This window comes from Microbacterium sp. M4A5_1d, assembly GCF_053345465.1.
In genome coordinates this window covers 241365-261054 of record NZ_JBKFAD010000001.1, presented here as the reverse complement: position 1 = coordinate 261054, position 19690 = coordinate 241365, and the positions used below count along the sequence as shown (strand labels likewise).

18 protein-coding genes are annotated in these 19690 nt (G+C 70.4%); all 18 read right to left on the bottom strand.

The window, feature by feature from the left end:
* Positions 1–19 precede the first annotated feature (19 nt).
* Positions 20–1486: a glutamate synthase subunit beta gene (locus ACLBWJ_RS01145; protein ID WP_112614840.1), complete on the bottom strand. Its 1467-nt coding sequence runs from the start codon at positions 1484–1486 to the stop codon at positions 20–22.
* On the bottom strand, positions 1479–6059 hold the full coding sequence (gltB, locus tag ACLBWJ_RS01140; RefSeq protein WP_447659594.1) for a glutamate synthase large subunit: 4581 nt from the start codon (positions 6057–6059) through the stop codon (positions 1479–1481). The genes ACLBWJ_RS01145 and gltB overlap by 8 nt, the downstream gene beginning before the upstream one ends.
* A gap of 53 nt (positions 6060–6112) precedes the next feature.
* Entirely contained in the window at positions 6113–7087 is a 975-nt protein-coding gene (gene lgt / locus ACLBWJ_RS01135) for a prolipoprotein diacylglyceryl transferase (protein ID WP_404567790.1), read from the bottom strand.
* A 43-nt stretch (positions 7088–7130) separates the two neighbouring features.
* Positions 7131–7925 carry a tryptophan synthase subunit alpha gene (gene trpA, locus ACLBWJ_RS01130; protein WP_112614846.1) on the bottom strand — a complete coding sequence of 265 codons (795 nt, stop codon included), beginning with the start codon at positions 7923–7925 and terminating at the stop codon, positions 7131–7133.
* Complete coding sequence (gene trpB / locus ACLBWJ_RS01125; RefSeq protein ID WP_112614848.1) at positions 7922–9181, bottom strand: tryptophan synthase subunit beta; 1260 nt, start codon at positions 9179–9181, stop codon at positions 7922–7924. Before trpB ends, trpA begins: the two co-directional genes overlap by 4 nt.
* The gene (gene trpC / locus ACLBWJ_RS01120) at positions 9178–9954 is read right to left on the bottom strand and encodes an indole-3-glycerol phosphate synthase TrpC (RefSeq protein WP_269266187.1); all 777 of its coding nucleotides are present in this window, start codon (positions 9952–9954) and stop codon (positions 9178–9180) included. Before trpC ends, trpB begins: the two co-directional genes overlap by 4 nt.
* A gap of 1 nt (position 9955) precedes the next feature.
* Complete coding sequence (locus tag ACLBWJ_RS01115; protein WP_023950623.1) at positions 9956–10183, bottom strand: DUF6704 family protein; 228 nt, start codon at positions 10181–10183, stop codon at positions 9956–9958.
* A 47-nt stretch (positions 10184–10230) separates the two neighbouring features.
* Positions 10231–10836, bottom strand: a complete 606-nt coding sequence (locus tag ACLBWJ_RS01110; RefSeq protein WP_354450574.1) for a Trp biosynthesis-associated membrane protein — start codon at positions 10834–10836, stop codon at positions 10231–10233.
* A complete protein-coding gene (gene hisI, locus ACLBWJ_RS01105) occupies positions 10833–11192 on the bottom strand; it encodes a phosphoribosyl-AMP cyclohydrolase (protein ID WP_447659593.1) in 360 nt (119 codons plus the stop codon). The genes ACLBWJ_RS01110 and hisI overlap by 4 nt, the downstream gene beginning before the upstream one ends.
* Positions 11189–11953, bottom strand: coding sequence for an imidazole glycerol phosphate synthase subunit HisF (gene hisF / locus ACLBWJ_RS01100; protein WP_447659592.1), 765 nt, complete (start codon positions 11951–11953; stop codon positions 11189–11191). The genes hisI and hisF overlap by 4 nt, the downstream gene beginning before the upstream one ends.
* A 1-nt stretch (position 11954) precedes the next feature.
* On the bottom strand, positions 11955–12797 hold the full coding sequence (hisG, locus tag ACLBWJ_RS01095) for an ATP phosphoribosyltransferase (RefSeq protein ID WP_094261495.1): 843 nt from the start codon (positions 12795–12797) through the stop codon (positions 11955–11957).
* Between the two features lie 40 nt (positions 12798–12837).
* Positions 12838–13101: a phosphoribosyl-ATP diphosphatase gene (locus ACLBWJ_RS01090; RefSeq protein ID WP_023950618.1), complete on the bottom strand. Its 264-nt coding sequence runs from the start codon at positions 13099–13101 to the stop codon at positions 12838–12840.
* Between the two features lie 52 nt (positions 13102–13153).
* Positions 13154–13831, bottom strand: coding sequence for a ribulose-phosphate 3-epimerase (gene rpe, locus ACLBWJ_RS01085; RefSeq protein WP_447659591.1), 678 nt, complete (start codon positions 13829–13831; stop codon positions 13154–13156).
* Positions 13832–13848: 17 nt separating this feature from the next.
* The gene (locus tag ACLBWJ_RS01080) at positions 13849–15201 is read right to left on the bottom strand and encodes an RsmB/NOP family class I SAM-dependent RNA methyltransferase (protein WP_282500993.1); all 1353 of its coding nucleotides are present in this window, start codon (positions 15199–15201) and stop codon (positions 13849–13851) included.
* Positions 15198–16118 carry a methionyl-tRNA formyltransferase gene (fmt, locus tag ACLBWJ_RS01075; protein ID WP_282500994.1) on the bottom strand — a complete coding sequence of 307 codons (921 nt, stop codon included), beginning with the start codon at positions 16116–16118 and terminating at the stop codon, positions 15198–15200. The genes ACLBWJ_RS01080 and fmt overlap by 4 nt, the downstream gene beginning before the upstream one ends.
* A gap of 8 nt (positions 16119–16126) precedes the next feature.
* The gene (locus ACLBWJ_RS01070; RefSeq protein ID WP_447659590.1) at positions 16127–18058 is read right to left on the bottom strand and encodes a primosomal protein N' family DNA-binding protein; all 1932 of its coding nucleotides are present in this window, start codon (positions 18056–18058) and stop codon (positions 16127–16129) included.
* Between the two features lie 29 nt (positions 18059–18087).
* Complete coding sequence (gene metK / locus ACLBWJ_RS01065) at positions 18088–19281, bottom strand: methionine adenosyltransferase (protein ID WP_404567782.1); 1194 nt, start codon at positions 19279–19281, stop codon at positions 18088–18090.
* A gap of 110 nt (positions 19282–19391) precedes the next feature.
* Positions 19392–19646, bottom strand: coding sequence for a DNA-directed RNA polymerase subunit omega (rpoZ, locus tag ACLBWJ_RS01060; protein WP_023950606.1), 255 nt, complete (start codon positions 19644–19646; stop codon positions 19392–19394).
* Positions 19647–19690: the final 44 nt, after the last annotated feature.

The window sequence follows — 19690 nt, the reverse complement described above, 5'->3', positions numbered from 1 at the left end:
GAGGGGGGTTGGGTCCAGCCTATGCCCGCTGGAGCCCGATCGCGACGTCGGTCGGACGCACCGGCGCCGGAAGGTCGGTGTCGCCCATCAGATAGCGGTCGACAGCGGATGCCGCGGCGCGGCCCTCCGCGATCGCCCACACGATGAGCGACTGTCCGCGCCCGGCGTCGCCGGCCACGAACACACCCGGCGTGGTGGTCTGGTAGTCGTCGGCACGTTCCACGTTGCCGCGATCGGTGAACAACGTACCCAGCTGCGCCTCGAGCTCGGAGCGCTCGGGACCGGTGAAACCCATCGCGATCAGGACGAGGTCGGCGGGGATCTCGCGCTCGGTCCCGCTCTTGGGCACGCGGCGACCGTCGACGAACTCGGTCTCGGCGACGCGCAGCGCGCGCACCTCTCCCGCCTCGTTGCCGAGGAACTCGACCGTGGACGCCAGGTAGCTGCGCTCACCGCCTTCTTCGTGCGCGGAGGCGACCTCGAAGATGGTCGGCATCATCGGCCACGGCTGGGTGTCGGGGCGGTCCGACGGCGGCTGCTTGCCGATCGCGAGGTTCGTCACGCTGAGCGCGCCCTGACGGTGCGCCGTGCCGATGCAGTCCGCGCCGGTGTCACCACCGCCGATCACGACGACGTGCTTGCCCTCCGCGTGGATCTGGTTCGCGACCTGGTCTCCCGCGACGGCCTTGTTCGACTCGACGAGGTACTCCATCGCGAAGTGCACGCCGGCGAGGTCGCGGCCCGGGATTGCGAGGTCGCGGGGCAGGGTCGAGCCGGTCGCCACCACGACCGCGTCGTAGCGGGCGCGCAGCGCGTCCCACGAGATGTCCTTGCCGATCTCGACGCCGGCACGGAAACGCGTGCCCTCGTCCTGCATCTGACGCAGGCGCGCCTCGATGTGGCGCTTCTCCATCTTGAAGTCGGGGATGCCGTACCGCAGCAGGCCGCCGATGCGGTCGTCGCGCTCGTAGACGGCGACGGTGTGACCGGCGCGGGTCAGCTGCTGCGCGGCGGCGAGTCCGGCGGGGCCGGAGCCGACGACGGCAACCGTCTTGCCCGTCAGACGCCCCGGGGGCTCGGCCTCGACCCATCCGTTGGCGAACGCCTCGTCGATCGTCGAGACCTCGATCTGCTTGATCGTGACCGGCGGCTGGTTGATGCCGAGAACGCACGAGCTCTCGCACGGTGCAGGGCACAGGCGCCCGGTGAACTCCGGGAAGTTGTTCGTGGCGTGCAGACGCTCGATGGCCGAGCGCCCCTCGCCGCGCCACATGAGGTCGTTCCACTCGGGGATGAGGTTGCCCAGCGGGCACCCCTGATGACAGAACGGCACGCCGCAGTCCATGCAGCGCCCCGCCTGACGGCGGAGCACGGCGCTGTCACCGGGCTCGTAGACCTCGCGCCAGTCCATGATGCGGACGGGAACGGGACGGCGCTTGGGGAGCTCGCGCTCCGTGATCTTCAGGAAGCCCTTGGGGTCAGCCACGGGTCACCTCCAGGATGCGGCTCCAGACCTCGTCGCCGTCGGGGTCGAGCCCCTCGGCGGCCGCCGTCTGTCGGGTTTCGAGCACCGCGGCGTAGTCGCGCGGCACCACACGGACGAAGTTGGCGACCTCGTTCTCGAAGTCCTCCAGCAGCCGGGCTGCCAGCTCGGACCCCGTCTCGGCGACGTGGCGCTCGAGCAGGTCGCGGAGGATCTCGGCGTCGCCGGACCCCATCTCCCCGAGCACGAGCTCGCCGCTGGCCATGGCCTCGCGGTTCACGTTCGCGGTCTCGAGGCGGTAGACGTAGGCGTTGCCACCCGACATCCCGGCGCCGAGGTTGCGCCCGGTGGCGCCGAGGATCACGGCGAGGCCGCCGGTCATGTACTCCAGCGCGTGGTCGCCCACGCCCTCGACCACGGCCGTGGCCCCGGAGTTGCGCACGAGGAACCGCTCCCCCACGACGCCGCGCAGGAACATCGTGCCCTGCGTCGCACCGTAGCCGATGACGTTGCCCGCGATCACGTTCTCCGACGCGTCGAAGGCCGCTCCGCGCGGCGGGCGCACGACGATCTGTCCACCCGAGAGCCCCTTGCCGACGTAGTCGTTCGAGTCCCCCTCGAGACGCAGCGTGATGCCGGCGGGGAGGAAGGCTCCGAAGGACTGTCCGGCCGAACCCGTGAGGTTCACCACGATCGAGTCGGCAGGAAGGCCGTTCTCGCCGTGCGCGAGCGTGACCCGGTTGCCCAGCATCGTGCCCACGGCGCGCTCGGTGTTGCGGATGGGCAGATCGATCTCGATGTGACCGCCGTGCGCGACGACATCCTGCGCTCGTTCGATGAGCTGCACATCGAAGTGCGCGTCGAGCTCGTGGTCCTGGTCGCGCCGGTGACGACGCGGCGCGTCTTCGGCGAACGCGGGTCCGGTGAGGATGGGTCCGAGGTCGAGGCCGTTGGCCTTCCAGTGCTCGATCGCGCCGTCGACGTCGAGGACGTCGTTGCGCCCGATCGCCTCGTCGAGCGAGCGGAAACCGAGCTCGGCCAGGTACTCGCGGACCTCCTGTGCGACGAACTCCATGAAGTTCACCACGAACTCGGGCTTGCCCGTGAAACGCTCGCGGAGCACGGGGTTCTGCGTCGCGACGCCCACAGGACACGTGTCGAGGTGGCAGACGCGCATCATGATGCAGCCCTCGACGACCAGGGCGGTGGTGGCGAAACCGAACTCCTCGGCGCCGAGCAGCGCGGCGATCACGACATCTCGACCGGTCTTCAGCTGGCCGTCGGCCTGCACGACCACGCGGTCGCGCATGTCGTTGAGCATGAGCGTCTGCTGCGTCTCGGCGAGACCGAGCTCCCAGGGCGTGCCGGCGTGCTTGAGCGAGTTGAGCGGGCTCGCGCCCGTTCCGCCGTCGTGCCCGGAGACGAGGATGACGTCGGCGAGGGCCTTCGCCGTTCCCGCCGCGACGGCGCCGATGCCCGACTGGCTCACGAGCTTGACGTGCACCCGGGCGGCCGGGTTCGCGCGCTTGACGTCGAAGATCAGCTGCTTGAGGTCCTCGATCGAGTAGATGTCGTGGTGCGGCGGCGGCGAGATGAGACCGACGCCCGGGGTGCCACCGCGGGTGCGGGCGATCCACGGATACACCTTGCCGGGCGGCAGCTGACCGCCCTCGCCGGGCTTGGCGCCCTGGGCGAGCTTGATCTGGATGTCGTCCGCATGCGTGAGGTACATGCTCGTGACCCCGAAACGGCCCGAGGCGACCTGCTTGATCGCGCTGCGGCGCTCGGGGTCGAGCAGACGCTCGACGTCTTCGCCGCCCTCGCCCGTGTTCGACTTCGCGCCGAGCCGGTTCATCGCGATCGCGAGCGTCTCGTGCGACTCCTTCGAGATCGAGCCGTAGCTCATCGCGCCCGTCGAGAATCGCTTCACGATAGAGGCGACCGACTCGACCTCGTCGATCGGCACCGGGGGCCGGACGCCGGTGCGCAGCTTGAACATGCCGCGCAGCGTCTTCAGCTCGGCCGCCTGATCGTCGACGAGCTTCGTGTACTCGCGGAAGATGTCGTAACGACGGGTGCGGGTCGCGTGCTGGAGTCGGAAGACCGTGTCCGGGTTGAACAGGTGCGGGGCACCGTCGCGGCGCCACTGGTACTCACCACCGGTCCACAGTCGCTCGTGGGCGCGGACCGCGGCGTCTTCCGGATACGCGTAGGCGTGCCGCGCGGCGTTCTCTGCCGCGATGACCTCGATGCCGATACCGCCGAGCTTGGTCTCGGTGCCGGTGAAGTAGTTCGACACGAACTCGTCGGAGAGCCCGACGGCTTCGAACACCTGGGCGCCGGCGTAGGACGAGACGGTCGAGATGCCCATCTTGGACATGATCTTCAGCACGCCCTTGCCGAGCGCGTAGATCAGGTTCTTGACGGCCTTCTCGGGAGTGACGCCGGTGATGTATCCGGCACGCACGAGGTACTCGACGGTCTCCATCGCGAGGTACGGGTTCACCGCCGACGCGCCGTAGCCGAGGAGCGTCGCGACGTGGTGCACCTCGCGGACATCGCCGGCCTCGACCACGAGACCGACCCGCATACGGGTCTGCTGCCGGATGAGGTGGTGGTGCACCGCGGCGAGCATGAGCAGGGACGGGATGGGGGCGAGGTCCTTATTCGAGTCGCGGTCGCTGAGCACGAGGAACTCCGCGCCGTCCTCGATGGCCTGGTCGGCCTCGGCGCACATCTGCGCGAGGCGCTTCTGCATGCCCTTGTGACCGGCCTCGACGCGGTAGAGACCGCGGATCGTCACCGACGAGCGGCCCTTGAGGGCGGTGTCGATGTGCTGGATCTTGGCGAGCTCGTCGTTGTCGATCACGGGGAAGTCGAGCGTCACCGTGCGGGTGTGCTGCGGCCCCCAGGCCAGCAGGTTCGCCTCGGGACCGAGCCCGAGGGACAGGGAGGTGACGACCTCTTCGCGGATCGAGTCCAGCGGCGGGTTCGTCACCTGCGCGAACTGCTGCGTGAAGTAGTCGAACAGCAGGCGCGGGCGCTCGCTGAGCACCGCGACGGGGGTGTCGCTGCCCATGGCACCGAGAGGCTCGGCTCCCACCTGCCCCATGGGGGTGAGGAGGATGCGCACCTCCTCCTCGGTGTAGCCGAAGGTGCGCTGGCGGCGCGTGATCGACGCGATGGGGTGCACGATGTGCTCGCGCTCGGGCAGGTCCTTGAGCCGCACGCGACCGGCGTCGAGCCATTCCTGCCACGGGTGGAGCGTCGCAAGCTCGCGCTTGATCTCCTCATCCTCGACGATGCGGCCCGCGGCCGTGTCGACGACGAACATCCGCCCGGGCTGCAGGCGACCGCGGCGCTTGATCCGCTCGGGGGCGAAGTCGAGCACGCCGGTCTCGCTGCCGATGACGACCAGTCCGTCGGTGGTCTCGGTCCATCGTCCCGGGCGCAGGCCGTTCCGGTCGAGAGTGGCGCCCACGAGGGTGCCGTCGGTGAAGATGAGTGCAGCCGGGCCGTCCCAGGGCTCCATCTGGATGGAGTGGTAGTCGTAGAACGCCCGGAGATCGGGATCGATGTCGGTCTGCTTCTCGTACGCCTCGGGCACCATCATCATGACGGCGTGCGGCAGGCTGCGCCCGGTGAGCGTGAGCAGTTCGAGGACCTCGTCGAACGAGGCCGAGTCGCTCGCTCCGTCCGTGCAGATCGGCAGCAGCGGCTGCACATCGCCGAGCAGCTCGGACTCGAGCTGCGACTGGCGCGCGCGCATCCAGTTGCGGTTGCCCTTGACGGTGTTGATCTCACCGTTATGCGCGAGCATGCGCAGTGGCTGCGCGAGCGGCCACGACGGGAAGGTGTTGGTCGAGTAGCGCGAGTGCACCACCGCGAGCTCCGACGCGAAGCGCTCGTCCTGCAGGTCGGGGTAGAACGGCTCGAGCTGGAGCGTCGTGACCATGCCCTTGTAGCCGAGCGTGCGGCTCGACAGCGACACGAAGTAGGCGTCGTGCTCATGGCGGGCGCGCTTGCGCAGGCGATAGACCCGGCGGTCGAGCTCGATTCCGGCGAGGGCGGGCGCGTCGCCAACGGCAGGACGCGACACGAAGAGCTGCTCGAAAGCGGGGCGTGCGGCGAAGGCGAGCTTGCCGAGGTTCTCATCCTCGGTCGGCACGTCGCGCCAGCCCAGGACCGTCAGACCCTCGGATGCCGCGAGCGCCTCGATGTCGGCCTTCAGAGCGTGGCGTTCGTCGGCGTCGCGCGGCAGGAACGCCATACCCGCGGCGTACTCGCCGGCGGGCGGCAGGTCGAAGTCGACGACCTCGCGGAGGAACGCATCGGGCATCTGCGTCAGGATCCCGGCTCCGTCTCCGGTTCCTGCGTCGGAGCCGATGGCGCCGCGGTGCTCGAGGTTGCGCAGAGCCGTCAAGGCGAGCTCGACGATGTCGTGACCAGCTTCGCCGCGCAGCGTGGCGACCATCGCCAGACCACACGCGTCCTTCTCGAACGCAGGGTTGTACATGCCCTGCTTAGGAGGGAATGAACCGAATCCGGACTTTTGGGGTCGAGGGCTCGAGGCCATACTGACCGTCCTCACATTGGTGCTGAAACCGGGACGACGTCGGCCCTGGGGAACTACTGCTTCGAGGTGACTGCGCTTGTGGCGCTGTCTGCGTGAGCTTCGGGCGTCGGGGGTGCGCTCAGATCCACGAAGTCTTCGGTGCTCTGCGATTGTAGCGCGCTCGGAGCGACCCATTCGCGACCCGGCTGATAAGGCGACGGCTCGTCGCCCGGGTGACGTCGCGTCTGCACCACGATGATCGCGATTCCGACCACGACGGCGAAGATCGCCGCCCAGACGTTGGTGCGGATGCCGAGGATGATCTCACTCGGATCGATCCGGATCGACTCCCACACGATGCGGCCGGCGCCGTACCAGACGAGGTAGAGACCGAAGAGCTTGCCCCACTGCGCCCAGGCCTTGCGACCGACCCACAGCAGCACGAGCACGCCGAGACCGTTCCAGATCACCTCGTAGAGGAACGTCGGGTGGAAGAGCGTGTCAGGAGCCAGTCCCGCGGGGAACGCGGGGTTGCTGGGATTGATCTCCAGCCCCCAGGGCAGGTCGGTGGGGAGTCCGAAAAGCTCCTGGTTGAACCAGTTCCCGAAGCGCCCCATCGCCTGAGCGAGCAGGATTCCCGGAGCCAGCGCGTCGGCGAAGCTCCAGAACCGGATGCCGGTCCACTTGCAGCCGAGGTAGGCGCCCACGGCACCGCCGATGAGCGCACCGAAGATCGCGATGCCGCCTTCCCAGATGAAGAGCACCGCCCACGGGTTCTTGTCGGGTCCGAAGTAGAACCCCGGGTGCGTCAGGACGTGGAATGCGCGCGCACCCACCAGGGCCAACGGCACAGCCAGCAGTGCGATGTCGATGACGACCCACGGCTCCGCACCGCGCCTCGTGAGGCGGTGGTTGGTCATCAGCGTCGCGACGATGATCCCGGCGATGATGCACAGCGCGTAGAAGTGGATGCGCAGCGGGCCCAGGTCGATGTAGCTCACCGACGGGCTCGGGATGCTCGCGACGAGCGTGTGTGCAGCGTGGATCATCGGATCGTCCCTCGGAAATCGGTGGTCGTGCGACCGGAAAAGTCTAGACGCGCTCGCGGGCGGTGCCCGCCGCGAGTTCACGCGCGGTGTCGGTGAGACCGGCCACTCCCCCGTCGCGCAGGGCACGCACGAGTGCGGTCCCGACGATGGCGCCGTCAGCATAGTCGACGACGCCCGCGACCTGCTCGGGCGTCGAGATGCCGATGCCGACGCAGGCGTGGGCTGCGCCGAGCGCACGGATACGGCCGACGAGAGTGCGGGCGGCCGCGTCGAGCTCCGTCCGCTCCCCCGTGATTCCCATGGTCGAAACGGTGTACACGAAGCCCGTGGAGGCCTCGACGATCATCCGCAGTCGCTCCTCGGTCGACGTCGGTGCGGCGAGGAATACGCGGTCGAGCCCCGTGCGCTCCGACGCGGCGAGCCACTCGGGCGCCGCATCCGGAGTGATGTCCGGCGTGATCAGACCTGCACCGCCGGCCGAGACCAGGTCGTCGGCGAAACGGTCGACGCCGTACTGCAGCACGGGGTTCCAGTAGGTCATGACGAGGATCGGGATGTCGACGCGCTCTGCGATCGCCCGGACTGCCGTGAAGGTGTCGCGCAGTCGGAAACCCGCGGCCAGGGCCACCTGGGTCGCCTCCTGGATGACGACGCCGTCCATCACGGGGTCGGAGTACGGGGGGCCGAGCTCGAGGACGTCGGCGCCGGCCTCTGCCAGCGCGACGGCGGCCTCGATGCTCGTCTCGAGATCGGGGAAGCCGAGCGGAAGGTAACCGACGAACGCGCCGCGCCCCTCGGCGTGTGCGGCCTCGATCGCCGCGGCCACGCGGGAGGTCACAGTTCCACTCCTTCGCCCGACGCCGCCTCGTCGTGTTCGGGCTCGACCACCGGCTCCGCACCGTCGTCGTACAGCTCGAACCAGCGCGCCGCGGTGTCCATGTCCTTGTCGCCGCGCCCCGACAGGTTGACGGCGATGATGGCGTCGGGGCCGAGTTCACGTCCGATGCGCAGCGCACCGGCCAGCGCATGGGCCGACTCGATAGCGGGAATGATGCCCTCGGTGCGACTCAGCAGCCGCAGCGCCTCCATCGCCTCGGTGTCGGTGGCCGGGATGTAGGACGCACGACCGATGGACGCCAACCAGGCGTGCTCGGGGCCGACGCCCGGATAGTCGAGTCCCGCGGAGATCGAGTGCGACTCGACCGTCTGACCGTCCTCGTCCTGCAGCACGAAAGTCTTCGCCCCGTGCAGGACGCCTGGGCGGCCCCGCCCGATCGACGCGGCGTGACGCTCGGTGTCGACTCCCTCACCCGCGGCCTCGACGCCGTACAGTGCGACGCCCTCGTCATCGAGGAAGGCGTCGAACATGCCGATCGCATTCGATCCGCCGCCGACGCAGGCGACGACGGCATCCGGAAGCCGCCCGGTCTCGGCGAGGAGCTGCTCGCGTGCCTCTTCCGAGATGATCTTCTGGAAATCGCGCACCATGGCGGGGAACGGATGCGGCCCCGCCGCGGTGCCGAAGATGTAGTTGGTGGTCTCGACCGAGGCGACCCAGTCGCGGTACGCCTCGTTGATCGCATCCTTGAGGGTGCGCGACCCCGTCGTGACCGGCACGACCTCGGCGCCGAGCAAGCGCATCCGCGCGACGTTGAGCGCCTGCCGCTCCGTGTCGACCTCGCCCATGTAGATCGTGCAGTCGAAGCCGAACAGGGCTGCGGCCGTCGCCGTCGCGACGCCGTGCTGACCGGCTCCGGTCTCGGCGATGACGCGCGTCTTGCCGAGACGCTTGGTCAGCATCGCCTGACCGATCACGTTGTTGATCTTGTGCGAGCCGGTGTGGTTGAGATCCTCGCGCTTGAGGAACACGCGCGCGCCACCGGCGTGCTCGGCGAAACGCGGCACCTCCGTCAACGCGGACGGACGTCCGGCGTAGGTCGCGAGGGTCCGCGTCAGTTCGGCCGCGAACTCGGGGTCGGCCATGGCCGACTCGTATACCGCTGTCAGCTCGTCGATCGCCGCGATGAGGGATTCGGGCATGAATCGCCCGCCGAACTCACCGAAGAAGGGACCGTGCTGTTCTCGCAGGCTCACGCGCCGGCCTCCAGGAATGCGTGCAGGGTGGTCACGGGGTCGTTGGTCACGAGCGCCTCGCCGATCAGGACGGCGTCGGCACCCGCGCGACGGTAGTGGGACACGTCGTCGGGGGTGAGGACGGCGGACTCCGCGATCTTCACAGCGTCAGCCGGAAGGTGCTCCACGAGCCGGCCGAAGAGATCGCGATCGAGCTCGAACGTCGAAAGGTTGCGCGCGTTGACGCCGACCAGACGCGCTCCGATGTCGGCGGCACGATGCACCTCGTCGAGCGAGTGGGTCTCGACGAGCGGCGTCATGCCGAGTTCGAGCACGAGCTCGTGAAGCTCGGCCAGCACCGGCTGCTCAAGCGCGGCGACGATCAGCAGCACCAGGTCGGCGCCCGCTGCCCGTGCCTCGAAGACCTGGTAGGCGCCTGCGATGAAGTCCTTGCGGAGAACGGGGATCGATACCTCGGCGCGAACGGCCTCGAGGTCGGCCAGGCTCCCCTTGAAACGTCGACCCTCGGTCAGCACGGAGATGACGGATGCGCCGCCCTCCTGATACCGCGCGGCCTGCAGCGCCGGGTCGGGAATGGCGGCGAGATCGCCCCGCGAGGGGCTCGCGCGCTTGACCTCGGCGATGATCTTGACCCGCTCGGCCGGCGCGAGCGCCGCGAGGGCGTCCCGGGCCGGGGCCTGAGCGAGCGCGTCGCGCTCGACGACGGCGAGGGGCCGCTCGGCCGCACGGGCCTCGGCATCCTCGACGGCGCCGGCCGTGAGACCGGCCAGCACGTCAGTGCGCTTTCGGGGTGTACTTGTCGCCGTATGCGCCGTAGCCGGCCTTCGCCATGGCCCAGCCGACGATCAGGCCGACGACCAGGAGACCCGCGGACGCCCAGACCAGCACCGGCATGTCGAGCCAGAAGAACAGGGTGCCGAGCGCGAACGCCAGAAGCATGATCACCACAGCGGTCCACGCCGCCGGGGAGTGTCCGTGGCCGGGGTCGCCGATGTTGCTCATTGTTCTCCTTCGCGGGATTTCTCGGGCTGAGGTCAGTCTACCGGGGCTCAGGCGGTCGGATCGGACCCGCGGCTGAGGTCGTCCCAGGAATCGATCGGATCGTGCGAATCATGCGGACGCGATCCGCCGGGACGGCGGGCCTCGACAGCGGGGTCGGTGCGATAGCGGCGCGCGGTGCTGCGCCACGAGCGCGCCGTGACGAGAGTGAGCACGCCGCCCGCGCACACCACCAGCGCGCCGATCGCCGTGATCCAGGGCCAAGCGGTGACGGTGATGGCCGACACGAGGGTCCCGACCGCCTCGACCCCCGCGAGGCCCGTCGTGTCGGCGACGACGCCGACCACGGCCTCCGGCGGTGCCGTGAGGGCGATCCGCAGCGACTCGGCGAGGAGAGCCGCGCCGATGAGCACGCCGATGACACCGAAGACGTAGCGGAGCACCGTGCCGACGATCGACAGCGCCAGACCGAGCGCCAGCGCCGCCAGGCCGAGCGGGGTGACGAGCGGGAGCGCTTCGGTGCCCGGCACCGGAAGGACCGCCTGGGCGCCGTCGCGCAGCGTCGCCTCGAGCCAGGGCTGGGTCGCGCCGATGACCGCGAGGCCGCCGCCGACGACGGCCGCGAGGACGGCGAGCATGCGGGACCGGCGGGTCATGGCACCGCGACGACGGGGTCGAGGTCGTCCGCGTCGAAGCATGTGCGGGTGCCGGTGTGGCACGCAACACCAACCTGCTCGATGAGCAGGAGCACGGCGTCGCCGTCGCAGTCGAGCCGCGCCCCGCGGACGAGCTGGATGTGGCCGGACGTGTCGCCCTTGCGCCAGTACTCCTGGCGGGAGCGCGACCAGAAGGTCACGCGTCCGCTCGTGAGCGTTCGGCGCAGCGCCTCGGCATCCATCCACGCCAGCATGAGCACCTCGCGCGTGTCGTGCTGCTGGACGATAGCGGCGACGAGCCCGTTCGCGTCGAACGAGACCCGGGCGATGCGCTCGTCGATGCTGCTCTCGGTCATCGCCGCACCTCGATGCCCTGAGCGGTCAGCGCATCCTTCACGTCGCCGATCGTGAGCTGGCCCGAGTGGAACACGGATGCCGCCAGGACGGCATCCGCTCCTGCCTCGATGGCGGGGACGAAATGCTCCGTCGCACCCGCGCCGCCCGAGGCGATCACCGGGACGGACGAGATCTCGCGCATCAGCGAGATGAGCTCCAGATCGAAGCCGTCCTTGGTGCCGTCGGCATCGATCGAGTTGACGAGCAACTCCCCCGCACCCCGTTCGATGGCCTCGCGCGCCCAGGCGAGCGCGTCGATCGAGGTCGCCGTTCGCCCGCCGTGCGTCGTCACGACGAAACCCGATTCGGTGCCCTCGGCGCGCTTGACATCGAGCGAGAGAACGAGGACCTGCGCGCCGAAGCGGTCGGCGATCTCACCGAGCAGCTCGGGGCGAGCGATCGCGGCCGAGTTGACGCCGACCTTGTCGGCACCGACCGAGAGGAGCCGCGCCACATCGTCGACCGAGCGGACGCCGCCTCCGACGGTGAGCGGGATGAAGACCTGCTCCGCGGTGCGACGGACGACATCGTAGGTCGTGGCGCGTCCGTCGACGGTCGCGGTGACGTCGAGGAAGGTCAGCTCGTCGGCGCCCTGCTCGAAGTACAGTCGCGCGAGCTCGACCGGGTCGCCCATGTCGCGCAGATTCTCGAAGTTGACGCCCTTGACGACGCGACCGGCGGCGACGTCCAGGCACGGGATGACGCGGCGTGCCAAGGCCATGTCAGAGCCTCGCGTTGTGGATCGCGGTGACGAGGATCGCGCGCGCGCCGATGGCGTACAGCTCGTCCATCGTCGTGTTCACGCTCGCGCGCGGCACCATCACGCGGACCGCCACCCACTCGGGGTCGCGCAGCGGCGAGATCGTCGGCGACTCGATGCCACCCGCGATCGCGACGGCCTCATCCACCAGCGCGGCCGGCAGGTCGTAGTCCACCAGCACGTAGCGGCGCGCGACGAGCACGCCGCGAAGCCGGCGCAGCAGCCGCTCGGTGCCGTCCGCATCGTGGGGACCCGCGATCAGCACGGCCTCCGAACGCAGGATCTCGGGACCGAAGACCTCGAGTCCGGCCTGACGGAGGGTCGTGCCCGTCTCGACGACGTCGGCGACGGCATCGGCGACGCCCAGGCGGACCGCGGACTCGACGGCACCGTCGAGCGGCACGAGGTCGACGGCGATCCCGCGCTCGTCGAGGAACGCGTCGACGAGCCCGGGGTACGACGTCGCGATGCGCTTGCCGGCGAGCTCGGCCACGTCGGTGAACGTGCCGGTCGGGGCCGCGAAGCGGAAGGTCGAACCCGCGAAGCCGAGCCGTTCGATCTCGCGCGCGCCCGGCATGCGGGCGTCGAGCAGCAGGTCGCGGCCGGTGATGCCGACGTCGAGGGCGCCCGAGCCGACGTAGGTGGCGATGTCCTTCGGACGCAGGTAGAAGAACTCGACCTCGTTGACGGGGTCGATGACGTGGAGGTCCTTCGAGTCGCGGCGTCCGGTGTATCCGGCCTCGGCCAGCATCTCGGCGGCGGTCTCGGCGAGCGATCCCTTGTTCGGGACGGCGATGCGCAGCATGGGGGTCTTTCTGTCTCGGAGCGGGAGGGCGGGGCGTCGCTCAGAGATGTCGGTAGACGTCTTCGGGGCTCAGACCCTTGCTGATCATGAGCACCTGCAGGTGGTAGAGCAGCTGCGAGATCTCCTCGGCCGTCTCGGCATCGGACTGGTACTCGGCCGCCATCCAGACCTCGGCCGCCTCTTCGACGATCTTCTTGCCGATGGCGTGCACACCGCGGTCGAGCTGCGCGACCGTGCCCGAGCCCTCGGGCCGGGTCTCGGCGATAGAGGTGAGCTCTGCGAACAGCGCGTCGAACGTCTTCACCTAGCCAGGGTACCGGCCCGCGACGGGCGATCCGACCGCGGCGGGCGACGGATCAGTGCCGGTGCGCCCGCAGCGCCCGATCGCGGAGGCTCGCGATCGCGGCATCCGGATCGTCGGCGCCGAACACCGCCGAGCCGGCCACGAACGTGTCGGCTCCGGCCTCGGCGGCCTGCGCGATCGTCGACTCGGAGATGCCGCCGTCGACCTGCAGCCAGACGGCAGAACCGCGACGGCGCGCCTCGTCGGCGAGCCGGCGGAGCTTGGGCATCTGGTCGGCCATGAAGCTCTGGCCGCCGAAGCCCGGTTCGACCGTCATGACGAGGATCTGATCGAACTCGTCCAGCACGTCGAAGAGGCCCTCGACGGGCGTTGCGGGCTTGACGGCGACACCGGCGCGTGAGCCGATCGAGCGCAGCCGGCGAGCGAGCGCGACGGGGTCGGTGGCGGCCTCGAGATGGAAGGTGACGCTCGCGGCACCGAGCTCGGCGTAGCCGGGACCCCAGCGATCGACGTCCGAGATCATCAGATGGACGTCGAGCGGAATCGGACTCGTGGCCTGGATCCGCTCGACCATTTGCGGCCCGAACGTCAGGTTCGGGACGAAGTGGTTGTCCATCACATCGACGTGGACGAAGTCGGCCGATCGGATGCGGCCGAGCTCGGCCTGCATGTTCACGAAATCCGCGGCCAGGATGCTGGGGTTGATGCGCAGGGCGTCGGCGTCGCTCACTCCCCCATTATCGCCGTTCACGGCTTCTGCAGCAGGGTGATGGACATGGCGTCGGTGCCGTGGCGGTGGGGCCACAGCTGCGCGCGGCCCGACCCGTCCTGCGGCTCGGGCAGATCGATCTCTCCCCGACTGACCGCCCGGACGACCTCGCGGGCATCGAGCTCCCGGAGATCGGGGTGGGCTGCTCGCACGTCGGCGACGACCACGGCGGTCTCGGCGAGGTGGGGAGAACAGGTCACGTAGGCGACGACCCCGCCCGGGGCGAGCGCATCGACGGCGGCGGAGAGCAGTTCGCGCTGGAGGGCGCTGAGGTCGGGGACATCCGCGGGGCTCTTGCGCCAGCGCGCCTCCGGCCGGCGACGGAGCGCGCCGAGCCCCGTGCAGGGCGCATCGACGAGGATGCGGTCGTAACGACCTCGGCCGGCACGCTCGCGCCCGTCCTCCTCCGACACCGGCACCTCGAGCGGAACGCCGGCGACCGAGGATCGAACGAGACGTGCGCGCGCAGACGAGATCTCGTTGGCCTCGACCACGGCCCCTCCCGCCAGGGCCTCGGCGGCCAGGACAGCGGTCTTGCCGCCCGGCGCGGCGCACAGATCGAGCCAGCGCTCACCGGCGCGGACCGGGAGCGCGCGCGACAGCGCGAGCGCCGCGAGCTGGGAACCCTCGTCTTGGACGCGGATGCGGCCTTCCGCGCGACGCACCATCGGCTCGGGATCACCGCCGTCGAGGCGGAAACCGAGCGGTGAGTACGGGGTCCGTGCCCGGTCGGCGGGGATGTCGGCGAGGCCCGGCAGCGCGGTCATCGTGACGCTCGGCGAGACGTTGTCGGCGGCCAGCAGCTCGTCGAGTTCGTCCGCGCGCCCCTCGGCCGCGAGTGCCCGACGGAACGCACGGATGACCCATACCGGGTGGGAGTAGCGCAGCCCGAGCCGCTCGTCGTCCGAGCGTGCTGCGGCATCCACCCGCTGCAGCCAATCGCCCGGGTTGTCCCGCGCGATGCGTCGCAGGACCGCGTTGGCGAAACCGGCCGCGTTGGGCGCGCCCGCGCGCCGCACCAGCTCGACGCTCTCGTTCACCGCGGCATGAGACGCGACCCGCGTCGACAGCAGCTGATGGACACCGAGGCGCAGCGCGTCGCGCACCGGCGGATCGATCGTGTCGATGGAACGCCCCGACGCCTGCTCGATGATCGCATCGTAGGTGCCCTGGCGGCGCAGCGTGCCGTATGTCAGCTCGGTCGCGAGCCCGGCGTCGGCAGGGCTCAGTCCCGCCCGCCGGAGCTCCTGCGGCAGAAGGAGGTTCGCATACGCGTCGGAGTCGGCCACCGCGCGCAGCACGTCGAAGGCGACACGGCGTGCGGGGTTCACGATCCCGCCTCGAGGCTGTCGACGCGCAGTCCGCGCCACCAGTCGGGAGCCGGCATCGCGCCGCGCCCCGCGGGCTGCACCGACAGGAGCGAGATCGTGCCGTCGGCGGTTCCGACGAGGACCTCCTTACCGACGAGGCAGATCTCGCGCGGTGCGAGGGCAGCGGCATCCGGCCCGCGCCTCGCAGACAGCACCTTGAGCCGCTGCCCGGCCACCGTGGTGTGCGCGCCGGGCTCGGGCGTCGTGCCGCGGAAGCGGTCGAGCACCGTGTCGGCGGGCAGTGCGAAATCGAGGAGCCCGTCGGCGAGCGTGAGCTTGGGAGCGAGGGTCGGCGCGCCCGTCTGCGGGACGGCGGTCGCGGTGCCGTCGGCGATCGCGTCGACAACATCCGAGACGGTGTCCGCACCCAGATCCGCGAGTTCGGCGAGAAGTCGCCCCGCGGTGGCGCCCCGGTCCACCGGGTGGCGCGTCTGCGCGAAGACATCGCCCGCGTCGAGCTCAGGAACGAGCTGGAACACGCTTACGCCGCTGACCCGGTCCCCCGCGATGAGCGAATGCTGCACCGGCGCCGCCCCGCGCCAGGCCGGCAGCAGCGAGAAGTGCAGGTTGATCCACCCGTGCCGCGGTGCCGACAGGAGCGGCTCGCGCACCAGCCCTCCGTACGCGACGATGACGCCGAGGTCGGCGCCCCACGACGTGATCGTCTCCGTCGCCGCCGCATCGAGGCGGTCGGTCTTCAGCACCGGCAGTCCGAGCTCAGCCGCGAGCGCGCCGACCGGCGAGGGCGTCAGCACGCGCTTGCGACCGAGCGGCGCGTCGCGGCGCGTCACGACTCCGACGATCTCGTGGCGAGAGGCGGCGAGTCGCCGGAGCGAGGGCAGGGCGGGTTCCGGTGTCCCGGCGAAGACGATGCGCATGGCGCTCCTCACAGATCGAGATCGGGCACGTCGAGACGTACTCTGAGTGTATTGCGCGGTCCTGGCGGCGCCCCGCGCCGACGACGCCCGCGCAGCGCCGCAGCGACGACCGACGCCCGAAGCGACTCGGCCACCGTGCGCCCCAGCGCATACTCGAACCGCACGAGCGCACGGACGGCGTCTTCGCGCGGCACGGGGCCGAGAATCGACGTCTCGGTCAGAGCGGGCACATCGGCCCGCAGCTGCTCGATCGCCTCCGATACGGCTGATGCGGTCCCTTCCACGGCCGCGACGCGCACCGTCGGCGGCATGTGGAGCGGGGCCCTCTCGGCGAGCTCCGCCCGGGCGTACGCCGGTTGCGTCCATGTCGCGAGCGCGCGGGCGGCGGGACCCGCGACACCGACGAGGTGCACCGGCGCGCCGGGCGCCGCGAGAGCCGCAGCATCCGACCACCACCGCAGACATGCCTCGGCGATGCGCAGCTGCTCGGTCATCAGCATCCGATCGCCGTCGAGCAGGATGACGGCGTGGTACCCGCCGGCGGCGAAGGGCTCCGCGCCGCGCGTCGCGATCACGAGGGCGGGTCTCGCATCGACGTGGGTGACCTGGTGCTCGCCGTCGGAGACGATGACACGGGTGTTCGGGAAGGCGCGTCCGAGCTCGTCGGCCGTGCGCTCGCTCCCCGACGACGCCATGCGCAGGCGCTGGGAGGAGCACGACGCGCATCCCCACGCCGGCGCACCCCGCCCGCACCACGCGCACTCGGGAACGGCACCCGGCCGACGGGCGCGCAGCGGACCGGCGCAATGCGCGCAGCGCGCCGGCGTGCGGCAGTCGGCGCACACCAGCACCGGGGCGTACCCGGGTCGTGCCACCTGCACCAGAACGGGTCCGTGCGTCAGCGCCTCGCGCGCCGCGGCGAACGCCGCCGACGGGACCCGCGTGCCCCGCGACTCGCCCTCGCGCGTCGCCGACAGCACGACCCGGGGGCTCTCACGACGGCGGGCCGCGATCTCGCGCACCCAGCCGAGTGCTACGAGACGCTCGACGTCGGTCGTCCGTGTCAGACCGACGAAGACCAGCGCGCAGGCCTGGAGCTCCTGCCGGACGAGGGCGGCGTCTCGCGCGTGCACACCCGGGCTCAGCGGCTCCGCGAGCAGCGGATCGCCGTCGTCCCAGAGGAGGACGGCGCCGACGTCATGGGCAGGGGCGTACACGCTCGACCGATTGCCCACCACGATGCACGGCACCGGGGCCAGCAGCCGAAGGTACCCCGCGTAGCGCTCGGGGCCCGAGCGGCGCGCATCGTCCCTGACGACCGCTCCCTCGTCGACCCGACGCGCCAGGACGGAGAGGACATGCGCCTCGTCTCGGTGGTCGGGCACGACGACGACCGCGCTCTTGCCCCGCGCGAGCGTAAGCACGGCCAGCGCGGCGAGCAGTTCGGACCAGGCAGGGACGTCCTCGGCGGGGCGGGGCGGGGCGTCGACCGCGAGGCGCTCGCCGTTCTCGACCGCACCCTCCAGATCGGGGTACGCCGCCGTCGTCTCGCGGGCCCAGGCGAGGGACTCCGCGCTCACGACCGGTACGTCAGGCGGACCGGAGGCCGCCCAGGCCTTCTCGGCCCGCACCATCCGTTTCGGGATCACCAGCCGCAGGACATCGCTCGCCGACCCCGCGGCCCGATCGGCCACCCGGCGCGCGTGGGCGTAGAGCCGCTCCGGCAGCACCTCGACGGGCGAAACGACATCCTCGAGCTCGGACAGCGGACGGTCGCCGTCGGTCTCGTCGCCGAGCTCAACGAGGTAGCCCTCGACGGTGCGCCCGACCGTGCGGAGCGGCACCTTGACCCGCACACCGGGCAACGCGGCCTCGCGGAGGACGTCGGGAACGACGTAGTCGAAGAGGCGATCGAGCTGCGGCAGGGGCGAATCGATCAATACTCGGGCGACCCGCCGAGGCGCGTCGCTCACAGGCCCGCGGCGACGCGCAACTCCTCGACACGGTCGGTGCGCTCCCAGGTGAACTCGGGCAGCTCGCGGCCGAAGTGACCGTACGCGGCGGTCTTCGCATAGATGGGCCGCAGGAGGTCGAGGCGGTCGATGATCGCCTGCGGCCGGAGATCGAACACGTCGCGGATGGCCGCCGAGATGACCTCGTCGGCGACGTGTCCCGTACCGAACGACTCGACGTAGAGCCCCACGGGTGCGGCGCGCCCGATCGCATAGGCGACCTGCACCTCGAGACGGTCGGCCAGGCCTGCGGCGACGGCGTTCTTCGCGACCCACCGCATCGCATAGGCCGCGGAGCGGTCGACCTTCGACGGGTCCTTGCCGCTGAAGGCTCCGCCGCCATGCCGTGCGGCGCCCCCATAGGTGTCGATGATGATCTTGCGGCCGGTCAGTCCGGCATCCCCCTTCGGGCCGCCGACGACGAACGGCCCCGCGGGGTTGATGACGTACTCGACGTCGGAGATGTCGAGACCGGTTTCGGCAAGCACCGGCTCGATGACCTCGGCCTGCACGGCCGCCCGCAGCGCCGGCAGCGAGATGTCGGGCTGGTGCTGTGTCGAGAGCACCACGGTCTCGACCGTGCGGGGCACCGCGCCCTCGTAGCCGAGGGTCACCTGCGTCTTGCCGTCGGGCCGCAGGAACGGCAGGGCCCCGGTGCGGCGGGCCGATGTCAGACGCTCGGCGATGCGGTGGGCAGTCCAGATGGCCATCGGCATGAGCTGCGGCGTCTCGTTGGTCGCGTAGCCGAACATGATGCCCTGGTCGCCGGCGCCGAGCGCATCGGTCGGATCGATCGAACCCTGCTCGCGGTGCTCCAGGGCGTTGTCGACGCCGGCGGCGATATCGGACGACTGCTCGCCGATCGACACCGTCACACCGCACGAGTCGCCGTCGAAGCCCGTCTCGCTCGAGGTGTACCCGATTCCGTTGACGACGCCGCGGACGATGCCGGGGATGTCGGCGTAACCGTCGGTGCGCACTTCGCCCGCGACGTGCACCAGACCCGTCGTCACGAGGGTCTCGACAGCGACACGGGAGCCGGGGTCGACCGTGAGCAGCGCGTCGAGGATGCTGTCGGAGATCTGGTCGCAGATCTTGTCGGGGTGCCCCTCGGTGACGGACTCGGACGTGAACAGGCGCAGCTGGCTCATCGGGGCTCCCTGTGGGACGGAACGGGGCGGGATCGGGACGGAGACGATTCTGCCCGCGGCGGCCGACATCCGGCTGCCGCGGGCAGAAATGTGACGGGTCTACCGCCGGATCAGTCGAGCGAACGCAGGCGGAGCTTGTCCTCGTGGATCTCGTGCATCGCGATCGTCAGCGGCTTGTCCTCGACCGACGAGTCGACGAGCGGGCCGACGTTGTCGAACAGGTTGCCCTCGTGGAGGTCGGAGTAGTAGTCGTTGATCTGACGCGCACGCTTGGACGCGTAGATGACCAGCTGGTACTTCGAGTCGACCTTGTCGAGCAGGGCGTCGATGGGCGGGTCGATGATGCCTTCGTTGCTTCCGGCCATGGCGGATCCTTCCGGGATCGATGTCGGTGGAGAGTCTGCTGCCG

What these genes read in the sequence shown, in the direction of transcription:
- gltB (WP_447659594.1), bottom strand. Translation starts at nt 6,059, where the DNA reads ATGGCCTCGAGCCCTCGACCCCAAAAGTCCGGATTCGGTTCATTCCCT.
- rpoZ (WP_023950606.1), bottom strand. Translation starts at nt 19,646, where the DNA reads ATGGCCGGAAGCAACGAAGGCATCATCGACCCGCCCATCGACGCCCTG.
- hisG (WP_094261495.1), bottom strand. Translation starts at nt 12,797, where the DNA reads ATGCTGCGCATCGCCGTCCCGAACAAGGGATCGCTCGCCGAGACCGCC.
- lgt (WP_404567790.1), bottom strand. Translation starts at nt 7,087, where the DNA reads ATGATCCACGCTGCACACACGCTCGTCGCGAGCATCCCGAGCCCGTCG.
- metK (WP_404567782.1), bottom strand. Translation starts at nt 19,281, where the DNA reads ATGAGCCAGCTGCGCCTGTTCACGTCCGAGTCCGTCACCGAGGGGCAC.
- hisF (WP_447659592.1), bottom strand. Translation starts at nt 11,953, where the DNA reads ATGGCCTTGGCACGCCGCGTCATCCCGTGCCTGGACGTCGCCGCCGGT.
- ACLBWJ_RS01115 (WP_023950623.1), bottom strand. Translation starts at nt 10,183, where the DNA reads ATGAGCAACATCGGCGACCCCGGCCACGGACACTCCCCGGCGGCGTGG.
- hisI (WP_447659593.1), bottom strand. Translation starts at nt 11,192, where the DNA reads ATGACCGAGAGCAGCATCGACGAGCGCATCGCCCGGGTCTCGTTCGAC.
- fmt (WP_282500994.1), bottom strand. Translation starts at nt 16,118, where the DNA reads ATGCGCATCGTCTTCGCCGGGACACCGGAACCCGCCCTGCCCTCGCTC.
- ACLBWJ_RS01110 (WP_354450574.1), bottom strand. Translation starts at nt 10,836, where the DNA reads ATGACCCGCCGGTCCCGCATGCTCGCCGTCCTCGCGGCCGTCGTCGGC.